Source organism: Alistipes sp. CAG:268 (assembly GCA_000434235.1).
GTDB lineage: Bacteria > Bacteroidota > Bacteroidia > Bacteroidales > Rikenellaceae > Alistipes > Alistipes avistercoris.
This window is the reverse complement of record FR892007.1, coordinates 75,005-90,641: the sequence shown is the minus strand read 5'-3', so window position 1 is coordinate 90,641 and position 15,637 is coordinate 75,005. Positions and strand designations below refer to the sequence as shown.

Below are 15,637 nucleotides of genomic sequence, written 5' to 3'. Positions count from 1 at the left end.
GCTCTGGGGACCGCCCTCGCAGTAGAGCAGCGTGGGGTACTTCCTGGCGGGGTCGAAGTCGGGCGGCAGGATCACCCACGTGAGCATCTGCTTGCCGTCGGTGGTCTCGACCCAGCGTTTCTGCACCTGGCCCATGCGGATGTGTTCGTAGATCGCGCCGTTGATCGACGAGATCTTTGTCAGGGCGCCGTCCGCGGGGTTCACCTCGTAGAACTCGGTGGCCGAGCTGATCGTAGCCAGTTCGGCGACGATGCGCCCTGCGGCCATCGTGAAGGCGGTGATGTCGTGGTCGCCCTTCGTGAGCACCTCGACCTCACCCTCGCCCAGAGCGATGCGGCAGATCTGGTGCGTGGCCTCGATCGGCGCGACGAACCACAGGCGGTCGTTACCCTCCCAGACGACATTCATGGCGTTGTAGTCGAAATCTTCGGTCAGGTCGCACATCTCGGTCGTGGCGCAGTCGTAGAGGAACAGGCGGGCCTTGTCCGACTCGTTGCCCGCGCGCCGCTGCGAGAGGAAGGCGATCTTCCGGTCGTCGGGCGACCAGACGGGATACTTGTCGTAGCCCGGGAGGTTGTCGCGCAGCCGCTCGATCTTCTCGCCCGTGTTGAAGTTCGTCGGCTTGCAGATGTTCTGCGTCTGTCCCGAAGCCACGTCGTAGACGAAGATGTCCGAGTCGGTCGATACGGCATAAGCCGTACCCGTGAGCGGCTTGCAGGTGTAGGCCAGCATCGTTCCGGCATGGTTCCAGGCGATCTCGGCCATGTCGAAGTAGGGGGCCAGCGGGGCGTCCCATGCCGCATCGGCGCCGATGATGTCCACGCCGGGCTTCAGGCCGTCGGCCCCGAAGTCGCCCACGAAGATGTGGAGGTGTTCACCCTCATCCCAATAGTCCCAGTGGCGGACCATCAGGTCGTCGTAGATGCGGGCCTTCGATTTGTCCATGTCGGTGTGGATGTCCGACGAACGGCGTGCGGCCGCCTGTACGCGCTGCACGTACCACGCCTTGTCGCCGCGGGGTGAGATGCCGAATCCCTCGACGTCGCCCTCCAGCGCCGACAGCTGGCGCGGATCACCGCCCGCGGCGCCCATCTCCCACACCTGCATCGAGCCGCTGCGGTCCGAGAGGAAGAGGATCTTCTGTCCGTCGGCGCTCCAGCGTGGCGAAGTGCTGTTCGACGAGGTGTCGGTCAGCCGCACGGGGACGTTCGATGCGAGGTCCTGGATCCAGACGGTCGTCACGCCGCGGTTCTCCTGCATGTTGTAGTCGGTCTGCTGGTAGAGGAGCGTCTTTCCGTCGGGCGAGAGTGCGGCGCCGCCGGCCCGGCTCATTTTCCACATCACCTCGGGGGTGAGGATCCCGGCGGCGATCTCCTCGTCGGTCAGCCGGTTGTCGATTGTCAGGGGTGCGGGCCGCGGATCGTCGCAGGCGCCCAGCCCCATAGCTGCAATAGCCATCGTCAAAAGGATTTTTTTCATTTTCGTAGCGGTTTTCCCATTTATTCGTAATTTTGTTTCGCTCAAAAAAGGAACATCATGAATCGCATCGTCTATTTTGCCGACCGGGCCGTGGCGTTCGCGGCTGCGGCTCCCGGCGGGGAGTGGCACGCCGTTCGTGCGGCCGACGGCGTAACCCGTGCCAAGATACTCAAAATTCTCGAATCGTACAACTCCGTGGCGGTTCTCTCGCCCGATCCGGAGGCCGCCTTTGCCGCCTTTGCGGCAGAGTTCACGCCGGTGGAGGCGGCCGGCGGCATCGTGGTGAACGGGCGCGCGGGACGGCGGCATCGTGGTGACCGGCCGGGGCGAGTGGCTGATGATCCACCGCAACGGCCGTTGGGACCTTCCGAAAGGACATGTCGAGGCGGGTGAGGGGCTGGAGGCCTGCGCCGAGCGCGAGATCGCCGAGGAGACGGGGGTCAGGGCCCGCGTCGTGCGGCCGCTCTGCCGGACGCTGCATGCCTACTGGTTTCCGAAGACCGAACGCTGGGAGCTCAAGCGCACGAGCTGGTATGAACTCCGCACCGAGGGCGCGGAGCCGCTGACACCCCAGCGCGAGGAGGGGATCGAACAGGTCGTGTGGTGCACGGAGGCGGAGGCTGCCGATCGTGTGCGCGGGGCCTTCCCGACGATCCGGTGCGTGGCCGAGGCGATGCGCCGGTAACCACCGCGTATCGGTCGGACCGCAGCGGCGGTACGGGCGGTGCGGGGCTTGCGGGCGGAGTGTGTTATTCGGGACCGAGACGCCGGCGGACCGCCTCCTTGTATTTCCGGGAGATCTCGATGTCGCTGCCTCCGATCCGGATCCGGGTCGGATGGTACTCCTCGATGCACTCCGTATTAATGATGTAGGAGCGGTGGATGCGCAGGAAGCGGCGGTCGAGCAGCGCTTCCCACTGCGAGATGCGCGTCTTCGTGCGGTAGGCCTCACCCGAGCGGGTGTGGAGCCATACCTCGCTGTCGTTCGACTCGACGTAGAGCAGCTCCGCGGGGTCGAGTGTGACCGGCCGGCGGTCGGAGACGAACCGGAGCATGCGGTCGTAGGGCCTGCGGGCCTCGAGCCGGCGTTCGATCAGGATCTCCGGGAGGATGCAGGCCGAGAGCACCAGCAGGATGAAGAGCGGGTTGAACAGCAGGTCGGGGATCTCGTCGTCGGGCAGCGCGGTGCGGTGCCCGAGGATCAGGGCGAGGTATTCGGTGCAGAGGATGGCCAGCGTGAGGTAGAGGGTGTCAAGCACCCCTTTCCTGCGCTCCTCGAACGAGAGCTGCGGGTAGAAATAGCGGGCGCAGAGCATGCCGGGCAGGAAGAACACGGCCAGCAGGATCGCCTGCGAAGCGGCATATCCCATGCTGATGAGCAGCAGGGCGATGACGACGGCCGCGGCAAGCCACCAGAGGATCGGAAAGGCATCTCTCATCGCGAATTCGGTTTGTACAAATATATAGAAATTTTCCGAATGAGACGGTATGAAACCTGTGCTGCAGGGCCCTGTAGGGCAGAACAGCGGGTTTCGACAGCGTCAGGAGAGGTTTCTACCGTCCCGATTTTTGGAGGTGCGGCGCCTTGCGTGTTATCTTTGTTTGCGGGAAAGTTCCCGCAGAACCTCAAAAAACATTTCGCGTATGTTCCAACTCTTTTTCGAAGGCGGCTGGCTGGGCATGTCGCTCCTGACCGTCGAGTTGATCTGTCTGTTGTTTGCCGCCTGGAAGGCTCCGGCCTGGGTCCGGGAGATCGGTCTGCTGGCTCTGGTTACCGGGGTCGTCTACACGCTGCTCGGTTTTTCGCAGGCGATGGGCGTTGTGAGGGAGGCGGGCGATATTGCGCCCTCGCTGCTGGCCGGCGGCCTTCGCGTGGCCTGCATCCCGATCATCTACGGCCTGCTGGTCTATGCCCTCTCGCTGGTCGTCCGCATGCTGCAGAAACCGCGGATCTGAGACGTCAGCGGTCGCGCGGCGGTTCTGACCCGGTGAGCTCCTCGCTGATCCGGCGCGCCTGGGCAACGACCTCGGGCGGATATCCGTACAGTTCGAGGATGCGGAGGGCGTTGTGCCCGGCGGGTACTCCCGGGTGCAGCCGATAATCGAAGGTCAGACGCCGGTCGGCGATCTCTTCGCGGAAATGGTAGGGGACGAATCCGTCGCTGCGGAGCCGCACGGCCAGTTCGAGATCGTGTGTGGAGACCAGCACGAGTTGTCCGCTCCGGTTCAGGTGGGAGAGCACCGCCTTGCCTGCCGCGATGCGTTCGGCGGTGTTGGTCCCCTTGAAGGGTTCGTCGAGGGCGAAGAGACACGGCGTGTACTTGTTTGCAGCCTCGAGAAGCCGCTTTACGCTTAGAACCTCCTGCAGGTAATAACTTGTACCTTGTCCGAGATCGTCTGTCAGACCGATGACGCTGAAGATTCGGCAGTAAGGGAGGCGGAATCGTTCGGCGAAGCAGAAGCCGACGGTTTCGCCCAACAGGGCGTTGAGTATCAGCGTGCGCAGGAAGGTTGTTTTTCCCGACATGTTCGAGCCTGTGAGCAGGAGGCTCTCGTTTTCGAGTCGCAGGGTGTTGGCCACGCAGCCGTCGATGAGCGGATGGATCACGCCGACGGCTTCGAGGCGTTTGTCTCCGAGGAATTCCGGCCGGCAGGTCGGCCGTTCGCGGCGCAGTCGTGCCACGGAGAGGGTTGCATCGGTCTCCCCGATGAAGCGGAGCAGACGGTGGATGGTCTCGCGGTGTCCTTCGATGCTTCGGAGAAAGCGGTGGAAGAGCAGCGGTTCGAGGCAAAAGGCGATTTTGAACAGCTCGACGAACAGGTAGGCTGCGGCTGCAAGGTCTCCGCCGTCCGCCTGTTGCCCGACGATGCGGCTCCGACGCTGAATCCGGGTTGCGGTCCGGATCGTCTCTGCGGCGGCACTACTTCCGGGAACCCGTTCCGATGCCAGCCGTCGGGCGACGCGGAGCGCCCGATGGAACTGCCGTACTGTCAGCAGGTAGCCGAAAACGTGGATTTTATTGGTGTAGTGGATCCAGAGATTCACCACGAACAGTGCGAGGAACAGGAAGAAAAAGACCGGACGGATGCACCCTGCAATGAGTGCGGCGGCAGCCAGAAGAGAGGTCACGTGTGCTGTCGGAATTCCCTGTAGCCGGGGCGTTTCGTCGAACACGAGGCGGTAGAGTTCGTAGGCATCCTCCTCCGCAAGAAGCCCGAGGTGCGCGGTGCAGCGGCCGGCCCGTTCGGGGTCGTGTTCGAAAAAAGCCGTCCGCTCGGCGAAAGCTTTGCAGTCATCCGGCCCCCGCAGCGTGCGGAGACGGGCATAAAGCATCTGGCGCCCCACGGGGGTTATCGTACGGTCGATCCGTTCGAACACTTCGTGCAGATCCAGATCGAATGCCGTATCTGCGTCGATGCGTTGCAGGGAAGCTGCTCCTTCGGTGCCGCATCGGTGGAAATAGGCGCTGATCCGGTCGAAATCATATGCCACCTCCCCTCGGGCCGTCGGGCCCGGTCTTCGGAAGCGGGAACCGAGAAACTTGAAGGGGTCCATGGCCTGTTTCGTATGGTTGGATATCTTCGCCTGCGCGATTTATCCTCCTGGGTGCGATCAGTATTGCGGTGCGGCGTTGAGGGCCCGGGCGATGCCTTCGGCAATCTGGTCTACGGCCGTCTGGAGCTTGCCGCCGATCATCATCTTCATCATCATGTTCAGATCGGTGTGCAGCACCAGCCGCAGGCGCGTGTCGTAGGGACCGGCCGGCTGCAGCTGGATCCAGAAGGCGAAGTCGATCGGCACGCCGCCCTCGTCGCCCACGATCTTCACGTGCTTGGGGGCAATGCGCTCCTCCATGCGGAGCTTCACGGTGAATCCCTTGGCCTTGAACGAGCAGTGCTCCTCGTCGGCCTGCCACTCCTCGACGCGGTCGGCCAGGGCGGGCGTCAGGTTGTCGAAGCGGCTGATGACCGCATAGATCTGTTCTGCGGAGCGCAGAATCTGGTGCTGTTTGGAGATGTATTCCTGCATGGGTTGTCGTGTTTCGTTCGTTTTCGGTAGGGGTGCAGCGCCGCTATTCGATCTCGAAGGTGCGGGCCGTGTCGCTGTCCACGGTGATGCGTACCGTCATGACGTTTCCCGGGAGCAGTTGCTCGATCTTCTCGGGCCACTCCACCAGGCAGAGGTCTCCCGAGTAGAAGTACTCCTCGTAGCCGAAGTCGTAGGCTTCGCGGATGTCGTCGATGCGGTAGAAGTCGAAGTGGTAGATACGGCGGTTGTTCGCCCCCTTGTACTGATTGACGATGGCAAAGGTCGGGCTGGTGACGGTGTCCGTTGCGCCCAGTACGGCCGCGATTTCGCGGATGAGCGTCGTCTTGCCGGCGCCCATCTCGCCGCGGAAAGCCACGACGGTGCGCCGTCCCAGGTCGCGGACAATGGCTTCGGCCACGTCGCGCAACTCCTCCTGCGAGGTGATATGGATTGTTTTCATAGGGTCTTATTCTTTGGGTTTGAGAACAATGTACGGGACGATCATCTCCTCCATCGAGATGCCGCCGTGTTGGAACGTGTTGCGGTAGTAGCGGATGTGCCGGTTGGCGTCGTTGTTGTAAACCAGAAAATCCGAGTTGTAGGCGAAGATGTAGCTCGACGTCAGGTTGCTTGACGGCAGCTGGATGTCCTTTGGGTTGAGCACCTCGTAGACCTCGCGGGAGTTGTAGGCCAGGTTGCGGCCCGTCTTGTAACGCAGGTTAGATGAGGTTTCGCGGTCGCCGGTCACCTTCACGGGGTTGTCCACGCGGATCGTGCCGTGGTCCGAGGTGATGACCACCGTGTGTCCGCGCTCGGAGAGCAGCTTGAGGATCGTGTAGAGGTCCGAGTGCTCGAACCACGAGCGGGTCAATGAACGGAAGGCCGCGTCGTCCTCGGTCAGTTCGCGGATGATGTCCGTCTCGGTGCGGGCGTGCGAGAGGATGTCGAGGAAGTTGTAGACGATCACCGAGAAGTCGGCGTCGTAGACCTTCTGGATGTTGTCCACCAGTTTGCGGCCCTGCTCCGGGCGCACGAGCTTGTCGAACGAGAAGCGCCACTGCTTGCCGTTCTGCTGCATCAGGCGGCGCAGGAACTCCTCCTCATACTGGTTCTTGCCGCCCTCCTCGTTGTCGTTGAGCCACTTGTTGGGCATCAGCTTGTCGATGGCCAGCGGCATGAGCCCGGCGAAGATGGCGTTGCGGGCATATTGCGTGGCGGTGGGCAGGATGGCGCAGTAGAAGTCGTCCTGCACTACGTCGTAGTAGCCGCGCAGCATCGACGAGATGGCGCGCCACTGGTCGTAGCGGAAGTTGTCGATCAGCAGCAGCGTGGTCTTGGGGTTCTCGTCGGCCACGGGGAAGATGCGCGAGCGCATGAGCGTGTGCGACATGACGGGGGTCTCGTCCGAACGGCGGTTGATCCAGTTGTAGTAGTTGCGGCGTACGAACTTGCAGAACTCCTGGTTGGCCTCGGTGCGCTGGTAGGAGAGCACCTCCTTGATGCTCTGGTCCGTGGATTCCGACAACTCGATCTCCCAGGCGGTGAGCTTGCGGTAGATCGAGCACCAGTCCTGGAACGTGTCGGCCATCTGGAGCGAGGAGCTGATGCGCCCGAACTCCGAGCGGTAGTCGGCCGTGGTCTGCTCGGTGACCAGCTGCTGCTGGTGTACGTTCTTCTTGATCGACAGCAACACCTGGTTGGGGTTCACGGGCTTGATCAGGTAGTCTGCGATCTTCGACCCGATGGCCTTGTTCATGATGTTCTCCTCCTCGCTCTTGGTCACCATGATGACGGGAGTGGTGGGACGCACCTCCTTGATCTTGGGAAGCGTCTCGAGCCCCGTCATGCCGGGCATCATCTCGTCGAGGATGATCAGGTCGTAGGAGCCTTCCGCAGCCATGTCGATGGCGTCGTATCCGTTGTTGCAGGTTTCGACATCGTAACCCTTCTGGCTGAGGAACAGCACGTGGGGTTTCAACAGTTCGACTTCGTCGTCTACCCAGAGTATTTTAACCATGGCGTATCGCTGTTAAGGTTTGCAAAAGTAATGATTCTTCCCGTTAAACGCAAAAACCGGGCGGTTTATTGGATGGCGGGGGCGGAATCTTTGTCCGATATGTCATGTCGTTGCCAGTCAGTATGTTGCGTTTTTTTTGGCGGTGGTCCGGGACGGCGGTTCAATAATTTATTGACACAGAATATCTTAATTTTTTGACGGGTTTTGCCCGGTATTTGTTATCGTGTTGTGTGCGTGGCCGGTAGGGGCCGTTGAAAAAATCGTGAAAAAAAACTCCGTTTGTTGGCGGAAAACTAAATAAAGTGTATATTTGCAGTCCGAATTACGGGTTGAAACAATTTTTATAACATATAAATACTATGACAAAGGCAGATATCGTAAGCGAAATCGCAAAAAGCACCGGCGTCGAGAAAGTGCAGGTGCAGGCTATCGTCGAGGCTTTCATGGAGAGCATCAAGACGTCGCTGACCCAGAAAAATAATGTCTATCTTCGCGGTTTCGGCAGCTTCATCGTGAAGAAGCGCGCTAAGAAGGTTGCCCGCAACATCTCGAAGAATACGACGATCACCATTCCCGAACACAACATTACTGCTTTCAAGCCCGCAAAGAGCTTCGCAGCGAAGGTGAAGTAAAATAAATCCAAGAACCTCTAAAATTTTTAGATTATGCCGAACGGAAAGAAGCATAAGCGTCACAAGATGGCTACCCACAAGCGTAAAAAACGTCTTCGCAAGAACCGTCACAAGAAAAAGTAGGGTAGCACTTTAGTGCTAACGATAGATAAAGCTAAAGGAGCCCATGCTCTTTTAGCTTTACCTATTTAAATCCACGCGGGTATCCCGCACCTCCGGCAGCGGCCGGAAGCGCCTGCGGCGCATTGACAGTCAGAGACTTTGGAGTTTGCCGCCACTCCATGCCAACAGGCGGCCCGAAAACCTCATCACTCCGCGCCCGGCATCCCGGTGCGCGACACACGATACAGCAGCAAATGAACAGAGAACTCATCGTAAACGTCACTCCGACCGAGATCTCCATCGCCCTGTGTGAAGACAAGGTCCTTGTCGAACTGAACAAGGAGCAGTGTCAGACGGGGTTCGCCGTGGGGGACATCTACCTCGGAAAGGTGCGCAAGATCATGCCGGGACTCAATGCGGCATTCGTCAATATAGGACACGAAAAGGACGCCTTCATCCATTACCTCGACCTGGGGACGCATTTCCTCTCGCTCCAGAAGCTCGTCGCCTCGCAGCAGCCCGGCAAACGGGGACTGCGCGCCGAGACCATGAAACTCGAGGCTCCGGTCGAGAAGGGGGGCAAGATCGGCGACTACCTTCAGGTGGGGCAGCAGATCATGGTGCAGGTGGCTAAGGAGGCCATCTCCACGAAGGGACCCCGCCTGACGGCCGATATCTCGCTCGCGGGCCGCAACGTGGTGCTGGTTCCCTTCTCGTCGAAGGTCTTCCTTTCGCAGAAGATCCGCTCGGCCGAGGAGAAGAAGCGGCTGAAGCGCATCGCGGCGGCGGTCCTTCCGAAAAACTTCGGCGTCATTATCCGCACGGCGGCCATGGAGGCCAAGGACGAGGACATCGAGCACGACATCCAGACGCAGATCGACCGCTGGCGCAAGACCGTGGCGGCCATCCGCCGGAGTACGGCCCCCGACCAGCTGATGAACGAGATGAACCGCGCCAACACGATCATCCGCGATTCGCTCAACGGGTCGTTCTCGCAGATCGCCGTCGATGACGAGGCGATGTACAACGAGATCCGTGATTACATCAAGCAGATCGATCCCGAGAAGGTGAAGATCGTCAAACTCTACAAGGGCAACGTGCCGATCTTCGACAACTTCGACATCTCGAAGCAGATCAAGTCGCTCTTCGCCAAATACGTGTCGCTCAAGCGCGGCGCCTACCTGATCATCGAGCACACGGAGGCGATGAACGTCATCGACGTGAACTCGGGCAACCGCACCAAGGCCGAGGACAATCAGGAGCAGACGGCCATGGATGTTAATCTGGCCGCCGCGAAGGAGATCGCGCGGCAGCTGCGCCTGCGCGATCTGGGCGGCATCGTCATCATCGACTTCATCGACCTGCACAAGGCGCAGAACAAGCAGGCGCTTTACGACGAGATGGTCAAGCTCATGGAGACCGACAAGGCCAAGCACACGGTCCTCCCGCTCACGAAGTTCGGACTGATGCAGATCACCCGCCAGCGGGTGCGCCCGGTGGCCGTCGAGAGTGTCTCGGACGTCTGCCCGACCTGCAACGGAACAGGCAAGATCGAACCCACGGTGCTGCTCGACAAGAAGATCGAGAACCAGATCTCGTTCCTCACGCAGGACCGCGGGCACAAGTTCATCAAACTGGTCGTGAGCCCCTATGTGGCCTGCTTCCTCAAGCGGGGTTTCTGGTCGCTGCGCCGGCGCTGGGAGTGGAAATACAAGGTCCGCCTGCAGGTGGTCGAGGATCAGAGTACGGGCATCGTCGAGGTGCACTACCACGACCGAAAGGACAACGACCTGATTAACAAATAACACGTTCCGGGACCAACCTCTCTTCTGAAAGGGGCGTCCCGAACCGGTGGCGGAAGACCCGGTTGCGGCGGAGGTGCCGCGTGCCGGAACCGTCCCCAAACCCAATGACCCATTATGACCGCCCGTGAGCAGTTGGCGCAGTTTGCCGCCGGATCGAAGAATCTCGGGGCTTTGTGCCGTGAATACAAGAAAGCCGGTGCGGCCGTCCATCTCGAGGAGCTGGTCGGCGGCGCCCTTCCGTTCTATGCCTCGGCTGTCGTGGCCCGCTGCGGCGGTGTCCACGTCTTCGTGGCTGAGGACCGCGATGCGGCCGCCTATCTGCTCAACGACTTCTACAACCTGCTCGACGAGGAGCGGGTCTGCTTCTTCCCCTCGTCCTATAAACATTCGGCGGCCAACGGCGTCGAGGACCCGCAGGGTGTCGTGCAGCGTACGGCGACGATGAATGCCCTGCGCGGATTTGCGGGCAAGGGCTATCTGGTGGTCTGCACCTATCCCGAGGCGCTGGCCGAGCGGATCGTTGATGCCGAGGCGCTCAACCGCGGGACGATAGCCGTGCAGGTCGGCGACCGGATCTCGATCGAGGTGCTCGAACAGGAGCTGGTCGATGCCGCCTTCACGCGTGTCGATTTCGTTTACGAGCCGGGGCAGTACTCCGTGCGCGGCGGCATCGTCGATGTCTTCTCCTTTTCGGAGAGCAAGCCCTACCGTCTGGATTTCTTCGGAGACGAGGTCGATTCGATCCGGCGCTTCAACATCTCGAGCCAGCTTTCGGCCGACAAACTCGAGCGCGTGGAGATCATCCCCGACCTGAACACCGCGGTGCAGAGTGCCGCGCGGGTCTCACTGGCCCGCTTTGCCGGTGCGGATGCCGCCTTCTGGTTCTACGATGCCGACTATGTGCTGCGGCGCGTGAACGACGTGCGGCGCCGCACGCTTGCAGACATGGAGCAGCCCGAACGCATCGACAGCTTGCTGACGAGCCGCAACGGATTGCTCTCCGACTTGGCTGCAAGCCGTCTCTTCCTGCTGCGCGACAACGTCGCAGAGCGTCCCGCCACGGCAAAGGTGACCTTCTCGACCTCCCCGCAGCCGAAGTTCAACAAGAACTTCGAGATGCTTGCCGACGACATGATCCGCAATGCCCTGCGGGGGTACGACACCTATATACTTTCGGAGAACAAGGCGCAGGTCGAGCGCCTGGAGAACATCTTCCACCAGATCGGCCGCGGTCAGGCCGTCGTGCGGGCCGTTGCGACGACGCTGCACGAGGGGTTTGTGGACAACGACCTGAAGCTGTGCCTCTATACCGACCACCAGATCTTCGACCGCTACCAGCGCTACCGCATCAACGGCGAGATCCGCCGCGACGAGCAGATGACCGTTGCCGAACTGAACCAGCTGCGGCCGGGCGACTACGTGGTGCACATCGACCACGGCGTGGGCCGGTTCGACGGGCTGGTGAAGATCAACGAGAACGGCAAGACGCACGAGGCCATCAAGCTCGTCTACAAGGACGGCGACGTACTCTTCGTCAATGTCCACTCGCTGCACCGCATCTCGCGCTACAAGTCGGGCGACGGCGAACCGCCGAAGGTCTACAAGCTTGGCACGGGAGCCTGGCAGAAACTCAAGAACGCCACGAAGAAGGCCGTCAAGGACATCTCGCGCCAGCTCATCGCCCTCTATGCCAAGCGCAAGGCGTCGAAGGGTTTTGCCTTCTCGCCCGACGGCTACCTCCAGCACGAGCTCGAGGCGTCGTTCCGCTGGGAGGACACTCCCGACCAGCAGGCTGCGACGTCCGCCATCAAGCGGGACATGGAGTCGGACCAGCCGATGGACCGTCTGGTCTGCGGCGACGTGGGTTTCGGCAAGACCGAGGTGGCGATCCGCGCCGCATTCAAGGCCGCGACCGACGGCAAGCAGGTGGCCGTGCTGGTCCCGACGACGATCCTCGCCCTGCAGCACTACCGCTCGTTCACCGAGCGCCTGCGCGATTTTCCCGTGCGGGTCGAGTACCTCAACCGTTCGAAGAGCAGCCGGGAGGTGGCGCAGATCCGCGAGGATCTGGCAGCCGGGCGGATCGACATCCTGATCGGCACGCACAAGATGCTGGGCCGGCAGATCCGCTTCCGCGACCTGGGGCTGTTGATCATCGACGAGGAGCAGAAGTTCGGAGTGGCCGCCAAGGAGAAGCTCACGGAGATGAGCGTTTCGGTCGATACGCTGACCCTTACGGCGACGCCGATCCCGCGTACGCTGCAGTTCTCGCTCATGGGATCGCGCGACCTGTCGGTCATCTCGACGCCGCCGCCCAACCGGCAGCCGATCCTCACCGAGTCGCACGTCTTCTCGGAGGAGATCATCCGCGATGCCGTCGAGACGGAGCTCGCGCGCGGCGGTCAGGTCTACTTCGTTCACAACCGGGTCGAGGACCTGCCGACGCTGCAGGGGCTCGTTACGCGCCTCTGCCCGAAGGCCCGTGTCGCCATCGGCCACGGCAAGATGCCTGCCGAGCAACTCGAGAAGCTGATCATGGACTTCATCTACGGGGAGTTCGACGTGCTGGTCTCGACGACGATCGTCGAGAACGGCATCGACATCCCCAACGCCAATACGATCATCGTGAACAATGCGCAGAACTTCGGTCTGAGCGACCTGCACCAGCTGCGCGGGCGTGTCGGCCGCTCGAACCAGAAGGGGTACTGCTACCTGCTCTCGCCGCCCGACGAGCTGCTTTCGTCCGACGCGCGGCGGCGCCTGCGGGCCATCGAGGAGTTCTCGGACCTCGGTTCGGGCTTCAACATCGCCATGCAGGACCTCGACATCCGGGGTGCGGGCAACCTGCTGGGTGCCGAGCAGAGCGGCTTCATCGCCGACATCGGTTTCGAGACCTACCAGAAGATCATGAACGAGGCCATTGCCGAACTGCGCGCCGAGGGCCTGAACGTCCCGGGCCTCTCGCCCGAGGAGGAGCAGGCTGTCGGGCAGATGCACTTCATCGACGACGCGTACATCGAGATCGAGGTCGAGGCCGGCCTCCCGGACGGCTATGTCGCCCAGCAGGCCGAGCGCCTGAAGCTCTACCGCGAGCTCGACTCGACGAAGGACGAGCAGGCGCTGGTCGCCTTCGAGGGCCGTCTGGTGGACCGTTTCGGCCCGCTGCCGCGTGCCGCCCGCGAGTTGCTCAACGTCGTGCGTCTGCGTTGGGAGGCCATCCGCCTGGGCATGGAGCGCGTGAAGGTCAAGAACGGGCTGATGATCGTCCACTTTGTAGGCGAGGAGAATTCGCCCTACTACAAGAGCGATGTGTTCATGCAGCTGTTGCAGCGCGTCACGCAGCGCCCCGATCGTTTTGTGCTCAAGCAGCACAATAATCGGCTGGCGATGACCGTTAGGAATGTCAAAGACGTCGAGGACGCCTATAAAACGTTGCGGGAGCTGTGAACCTGATCGTCGATGTAGGCAACACGCGCGTCAAGCTCGCCCTGTTCGAGCAGGGACGCCTCACGGAGCAGTGCGGTGCCGAGACGCTTTCGGCCGCCACGCTCGAGGGGCTGCTCGGCGGACGCCGGGCAGACCGGGCCGTGATCTCCTCGACGCGGGGACCTGTACCCGGGATCGTGGAACTCGTGCGGAGGTTTGCGTACCGGGTGCTCGAATTCACCGCCGCTACCCCCGTGCCGATCGGCAACGCCTACCTTACGCCTGCGACGCTGGGGCGCGACCGACTGGCTGCCGCCGTCGGTGCCGCCGCCCTCTATCCGGGACGCAATGCGCTGATCGTCGATCTGGGTACGGCCGTGACGATCGACCTGCTGTCGGCCGATGGCGTCTTCCGCGGAGGGTGCATCTCGCCCGGCATGGCGATGCGGTTTCGGTCGCTGCACGAGTATACGGCCTCGCTGCCGCTTTGCGACGCCATCGATTCGGAGCGGGCCGTGGGGCGGACGACCGACGAGGCCATCCGGCTCGGTGTGATGAACTCGATCGCCTTCGAGATCGAAGGGTATGTGGCCCGTCTGGAGGGGGAATTTGAGGATTTGTGCGTAATTTTTACGGGCGGGGACGCGAAATTCTTTGTGAAAAGAATTAAAAATACGATATTTGCAAATTGTAATCTCGTTTTTTACGGGTTGAACAGAATTTTGGAGTACAATGCAAGTGAAGAACACCTTGATTAAGCTGGTTGTCGCTGCTGCGGCGCTGTTCCCGGTAGCCGCATGGGCCCAGACAAGCAGCATTAACGCCTTCTCACCCTATACGATGTACGGCATCGGCGAACAGAATACACCCGGTACGCTGCCGATGCGTTCGATGGGTGGCGTCGGTGTGGCCATGCGCTCGACGGGCGTTGTCAATCTGCTCAACCCCGCGGCCTTCAGTTCGGCCCCGCAGAAGACCTTCCTGTTCAATTTCGGCCTCGAGGGGCAGAACTACTACAATTCGCAGACGGTGGCCGGCGCAAACAAGAGCACGGCCTACAATACGTTCAACTTCCACGATATCGCTTTCCAGATGCCCATCACGCGCAAGCTGGGCCTCGGCTTCAGCCTGACACCCTACAGTTCGGTGGGCTACCGCACGAAGTACTACCATGACTACGACCCGTCCGACCCGGTGTGGGGCAATGTGGGCCGCGTGCAGTACAACTACCAGGGCGAAGGCGACGTGTCGGAGGTGAAGCTCGGACTGGGCTGGGAGGTCTTCAAGAACTTCTCGATCGGTGTGGCCGCCCAGTATTACTGGGGCAGTATCGACCGCGATTTCATCATGACCCCGACGTCGATCACCGGTGAGGGAACCTTTGCCTCGACGGTGGGTCTGGACAGCTATACGATCTCTACGGTCAAGGGACAGGTCGGCGTGCAGTGGAGTCCGATCCTGAACCAGAAACGCATCCTGACGGTCGGTGCGGCTTTCGATATCGGCGGCAACCTGAATCCCGAAGTGTCGAAACGCATCTATATCGGCGACCTGTACAGCTCGACGGTCAAGGGCGACACGACCCATCTGAAGCTGGTTCTTCCGCGCCAGCTGGCCGTGGGCGTCTATTACCAGACGGCCAAGTGGGCGATGGGTGTCGATTATGTCTACCAGAACTGGGGCAGCAGCAATACACGCAGCGAGATGACCGGAACGAGCAACAACGGCGCGGGCAATCCCTCCTCCTACGAGGTGGCCTACACCAATACGAGTACGATCAAGGTCGGCGTGGAGTTCACGCCCAACCGCTACGACGTGCGTCGGTTCATGAAGCGTATCTCCTACCGTGCCGGTTTCCGCTACGGTTATTACAACCAGACCTACAATGGCGACAAACTTGCACAGTATGCCGTGACGGCCGGTCTGGGAGTCCCGGTCAAGCTGTGGGCCATTTCGTCGATCGACATCGGCGTGGAGTACGGCCGTCGCGGCTACAACATCGCCGAGCGGATCGGGCTTGTCCGTCAGCAGTACGTGAAGTTCTCGATCGGTTTCTCGCTCTTCGCCGGAGGCCAGGAGAACGGCGAGTACTGGTTCATGCGGCCCAAATACGATTGATGCAGCGAACAAAGGTAAACAATACATA

At 61.2% G+C, this 15,637-nt stretch carries 14 protein-coding genes; 8 read left to right on the top strand and 6 right to left on the bottom strand.

The genetic code is table 11. From position 1 onward, the window contains the following. The coding region (locus QZL63_RS07900; protein ID WP_290586452.1) for a peptidase S9 at positions 1–1,458 on the bottom strand (1,458 nt) is incomplete at its 3' end. 78 nt (positions 1,459–1,536) lie between these two features. Between QZL63_RS07900 and QZL63_RS07895 the strand changes: the two genes are divergently transcribed. Together QZL63_RS07895 and QZL63_RS07890 are read left to right on the top strand one after the other, a co-directional pair. After that, a complete protein-coding gene (locus QZL63_RS07895; protein WP_022308783.1) occupies positions 1,537–1,872 on the top strand; it encodes a hypothetical protein in 336 nt (111 codons plus the stop codon). After that, positions 1,790–2,164: an NUDIX hydrolase gene (locus QZL63_RS07890; protein ID WP_290586448.1), complete on the top strand. Its 375-nt coding sequence runs from the start codon at positions 1,790–1,792 to the stop codon at positions 2,162–2,164. Before QZL63_RS07895 ends, QZL63_RS07890 begins: the two co-directional genes overlap by 83 nt. Positions 2,165–2,228: 64 nt before the next feature. On the opposite strand, the gene QZL63_RS07885 is transcribed toward QZL63_RS07890, so the two are convergent. Further along, entirely contained in the window at positions 2,229–2,918 is a 690-nt protein-coding gene (locus QZL63_RS07885; RefSeq protein ID WP_022308781.1) for a LytTR family DNA-binding domain-containing protein, read from the bottom strand. A 205-nt stretch (positions 2,919–3,123) separates the two neighbouring features. On the opposite strand from QZL63_RS07885, the gene QZL63_RS07880 reads away from it, so the two are divergent. Continuing rightward, positions 3,124–3,435: a hypothetical protein gene (locus QZL63_RS07880; protein WP_022308780.1), complete on the top strand. Its 312-nt coding sequence runs from the start codon at positions 3,124–3,126 to the stop codon at positions 3,433–3,435. Positions 3,436–3,439: 4 nt separating this feature from the next. Here QZL63_RS07880 and QZL63_RS07875 read toward each other — a convergent pair whose 3' ends face one another. The 4 genes from QZL63_RS07875 to QZL63_RS07860 are packed head-to-tail and all read right to left on the bottom strand — an operon-like array spanning position 3,440 to position 7,526. Beyond that, entirely contained in the window at positions 3,440–5,035 is a 1,596-nt protein-coding gene (locus QZL63_RS07875; RefSeq protein WP_022308779.1) for a MutS-related protein, read from the bottom strand. A 57-nt stretch (positions 5,036–5,092) separates the two neighbouring features. Beyond that, a complete protein-coding gene (locus tag QZL63_RS07870) occupies positions 5,093–5,509 on the bottom strand; it encodes an SRPBCC domain-containing protein (protein WP_022308778.1) in 417 nt (138 codons plus the stop codon). A gap of 43 nt (positions 5,510–5,552) precedes the next feature. After that, on the bottom strand, positions 5,553–5,969 hold the full coding sequence (gene tsaE, locus QZL63_RS07865) for a tRNA (adenosine(37)-N6)-threonylcarbamoyltransferase complex ATPase subunit type 1 TsaE (RefSeq protein WP_022308777.1): 417 nt from the start codon (positions 5,967–5,969) through the stop codon (positions 5,553–5,555). 6 nt (positions 5,970–5,975) lie between these two features. Then, positions 5,976–7,526 (bottom strand): response regulator, encoded by a 1,551-nt coding sequence (locus QZL63_RS07860; RefSeq protein ID WP_022308776.1) that lies wholly within the window; start codon positions 7,524–7,526, stop codon positions 5,976–5,978. A gap of 359 nt (positions 7,527–7,885) precedes the next feature. Between QZL63_RS07860 and QZL63_RS07855 the strand changes: the two genes are divergently transcribed. From QZL63_RS07855 to QZL63_RS07835, 5 genes are all read left to right on the top strand, one after another. After that, positions 7,886–8,158 carry an HU family DNA-binding protein gene (locus QZL63_RS07855; RefSeq protein WP_022308775.1) on the top strand — a complete coding sequence of 91 codons (273 nt, stop codon included), beginning with the start codon at positions 7,886–7,888 and terminating at the stop codon, positions 8,156–8,158. A gap of 356 nt (positions 8,159–8,514) precedes the next feature. Continuing rightward, positions 8,515–10,065 carry an Rne/Rng family ribonuclease gene (locus QZL63_RS07850; protein ID WP_022308774.1) on the top strand — a complete coding sequence of 517 codons (1,551 nt, stop codon included), beginning with the start codon at positions 8,515–8,517 and terminating at the stop codon, positions 10,063–10,065. 114 nt (positions 10,066–10,179) lie between these two features. Continuing rightward, on the top strand, positions 10,180–13,512 hold the full coding sequence (gene mfd / locus QZL63_RS07845; RefSeq protein WP_022308773.1) for a transcription-repair coupling factor: 3,333 nt from the start codon (positions 10,180–10,182) through the stop codon (positions 13,510–13,512). Next, on the top strand, positions 13,509–14,249 hold the full coding sequence (locus tag QZL63_RS07840) for a type III pantothenate kinase (RefSeq protein ID WP_022308772.1): 741 nt from the start codon (positions 13,509–13,511) through the stop codon (positions 14,247–14,249). Before mfd ends, QZL63_RS07840 begins: the two co-directional genes overlap by 4 nt. Further along, complete coding sequence (locus QZL63_RS07835; RefSeq protein ID WP_022308771.1) at positions 14,224–15,609, top strand: OmpP1/FadL family transporter; 1,386 nt, start codon at positions 14,224–14,226, stop codon at positions 15,607–15,609. The genes QZL63_RS07840 and QZL63_RS07835 overlap by 26 nt, the downstream gene beginning before the upstream one ends. Positions 15,610–15,637: the final 28 nt, after the last annotated feature.

Excerpts from the sequence above, each read along its gene's own strand:
- mfd (WP_022308773.1), top strand. The coding sequence starts at position 10,180 with ATGACCGCCCGTGAGCAGTTGGCGCAGTTTGCCGCCGGATCGAAGAAT.
- QZL63_RS07875 (WP_022308779.1), bottom strand. The coding sequence starts at position 5,035 with ATGGACCCCTTCAAGTTTCTCGGTTCCCGCTTCCGAAGACCGGGCCCG.
- QZL63_RS07880 (WP_022308780.1), top strand. The coding sequence starts at position 3,124 with ATGTTCCAACTCTTTTTCGAAGGCGGCTGGCTGGGCATGTCGCTCCTG.
- QZL63_RS07860 (WP_022308776.1), bottom strand. The coding sequence starts at position 7,526 with ATGGTTAAAATACTCTGGGTAGACGACGAAGTCGAACTGTTGAAACCC.
- QZL63_RS07895 (WP_022308783.1), top strand. The coding sequence starts at position 1,537 with ATGAATCGCATCGTCTATTTTGCCGACCGGGCCGTGGCGTTCGCGGCT.
- QZL63_RS07855 (WP_022308775.1), top strand. The coding sequence starts at position 7,886 with ATGACAAAGGCAGATATCGTAAGCGAAATCGCAAAAAGCACCGGCGTC.
- QZL63_RS07850 (WP_022308774.1), top strand. The coding sequence starts at position 8,515 with ATGAACAGAGAACTCATCGTAAACGTCACTCCGACCGAGATCTCCATC.
- QZL63_RS07835 (WP_022308771.1), top strand. The coding sequence starts at position 14,224 with ATGCAAGTGAAGAACACCTTGATTAAGCTGGTTGTCGCTGCTGCGGCG.
- tsaE (WP_022308777.1), bottom strand. The coding sequence starts at position 5,969 with ATGAAAACAATCCATATCACCTCGCAGGAGGAGTTGCGCGACGTGGCC.
- QZL63_RS07870 (WP_022308778.1), bottom strand. The coding sequence starts at position 5,509 with ATGCAGGAATACATCTCCAAACAGCACCAGATTCTGCGCTCCGCAGAA.
- QZL63_RS07885 (WP_022308781.1), bottom strand. The coding sequence starts at position 2,918 with ATGAGAGATGCCTTTCCGATCCTCTGGTGGCTTGCCGCGGCCGTCGTC.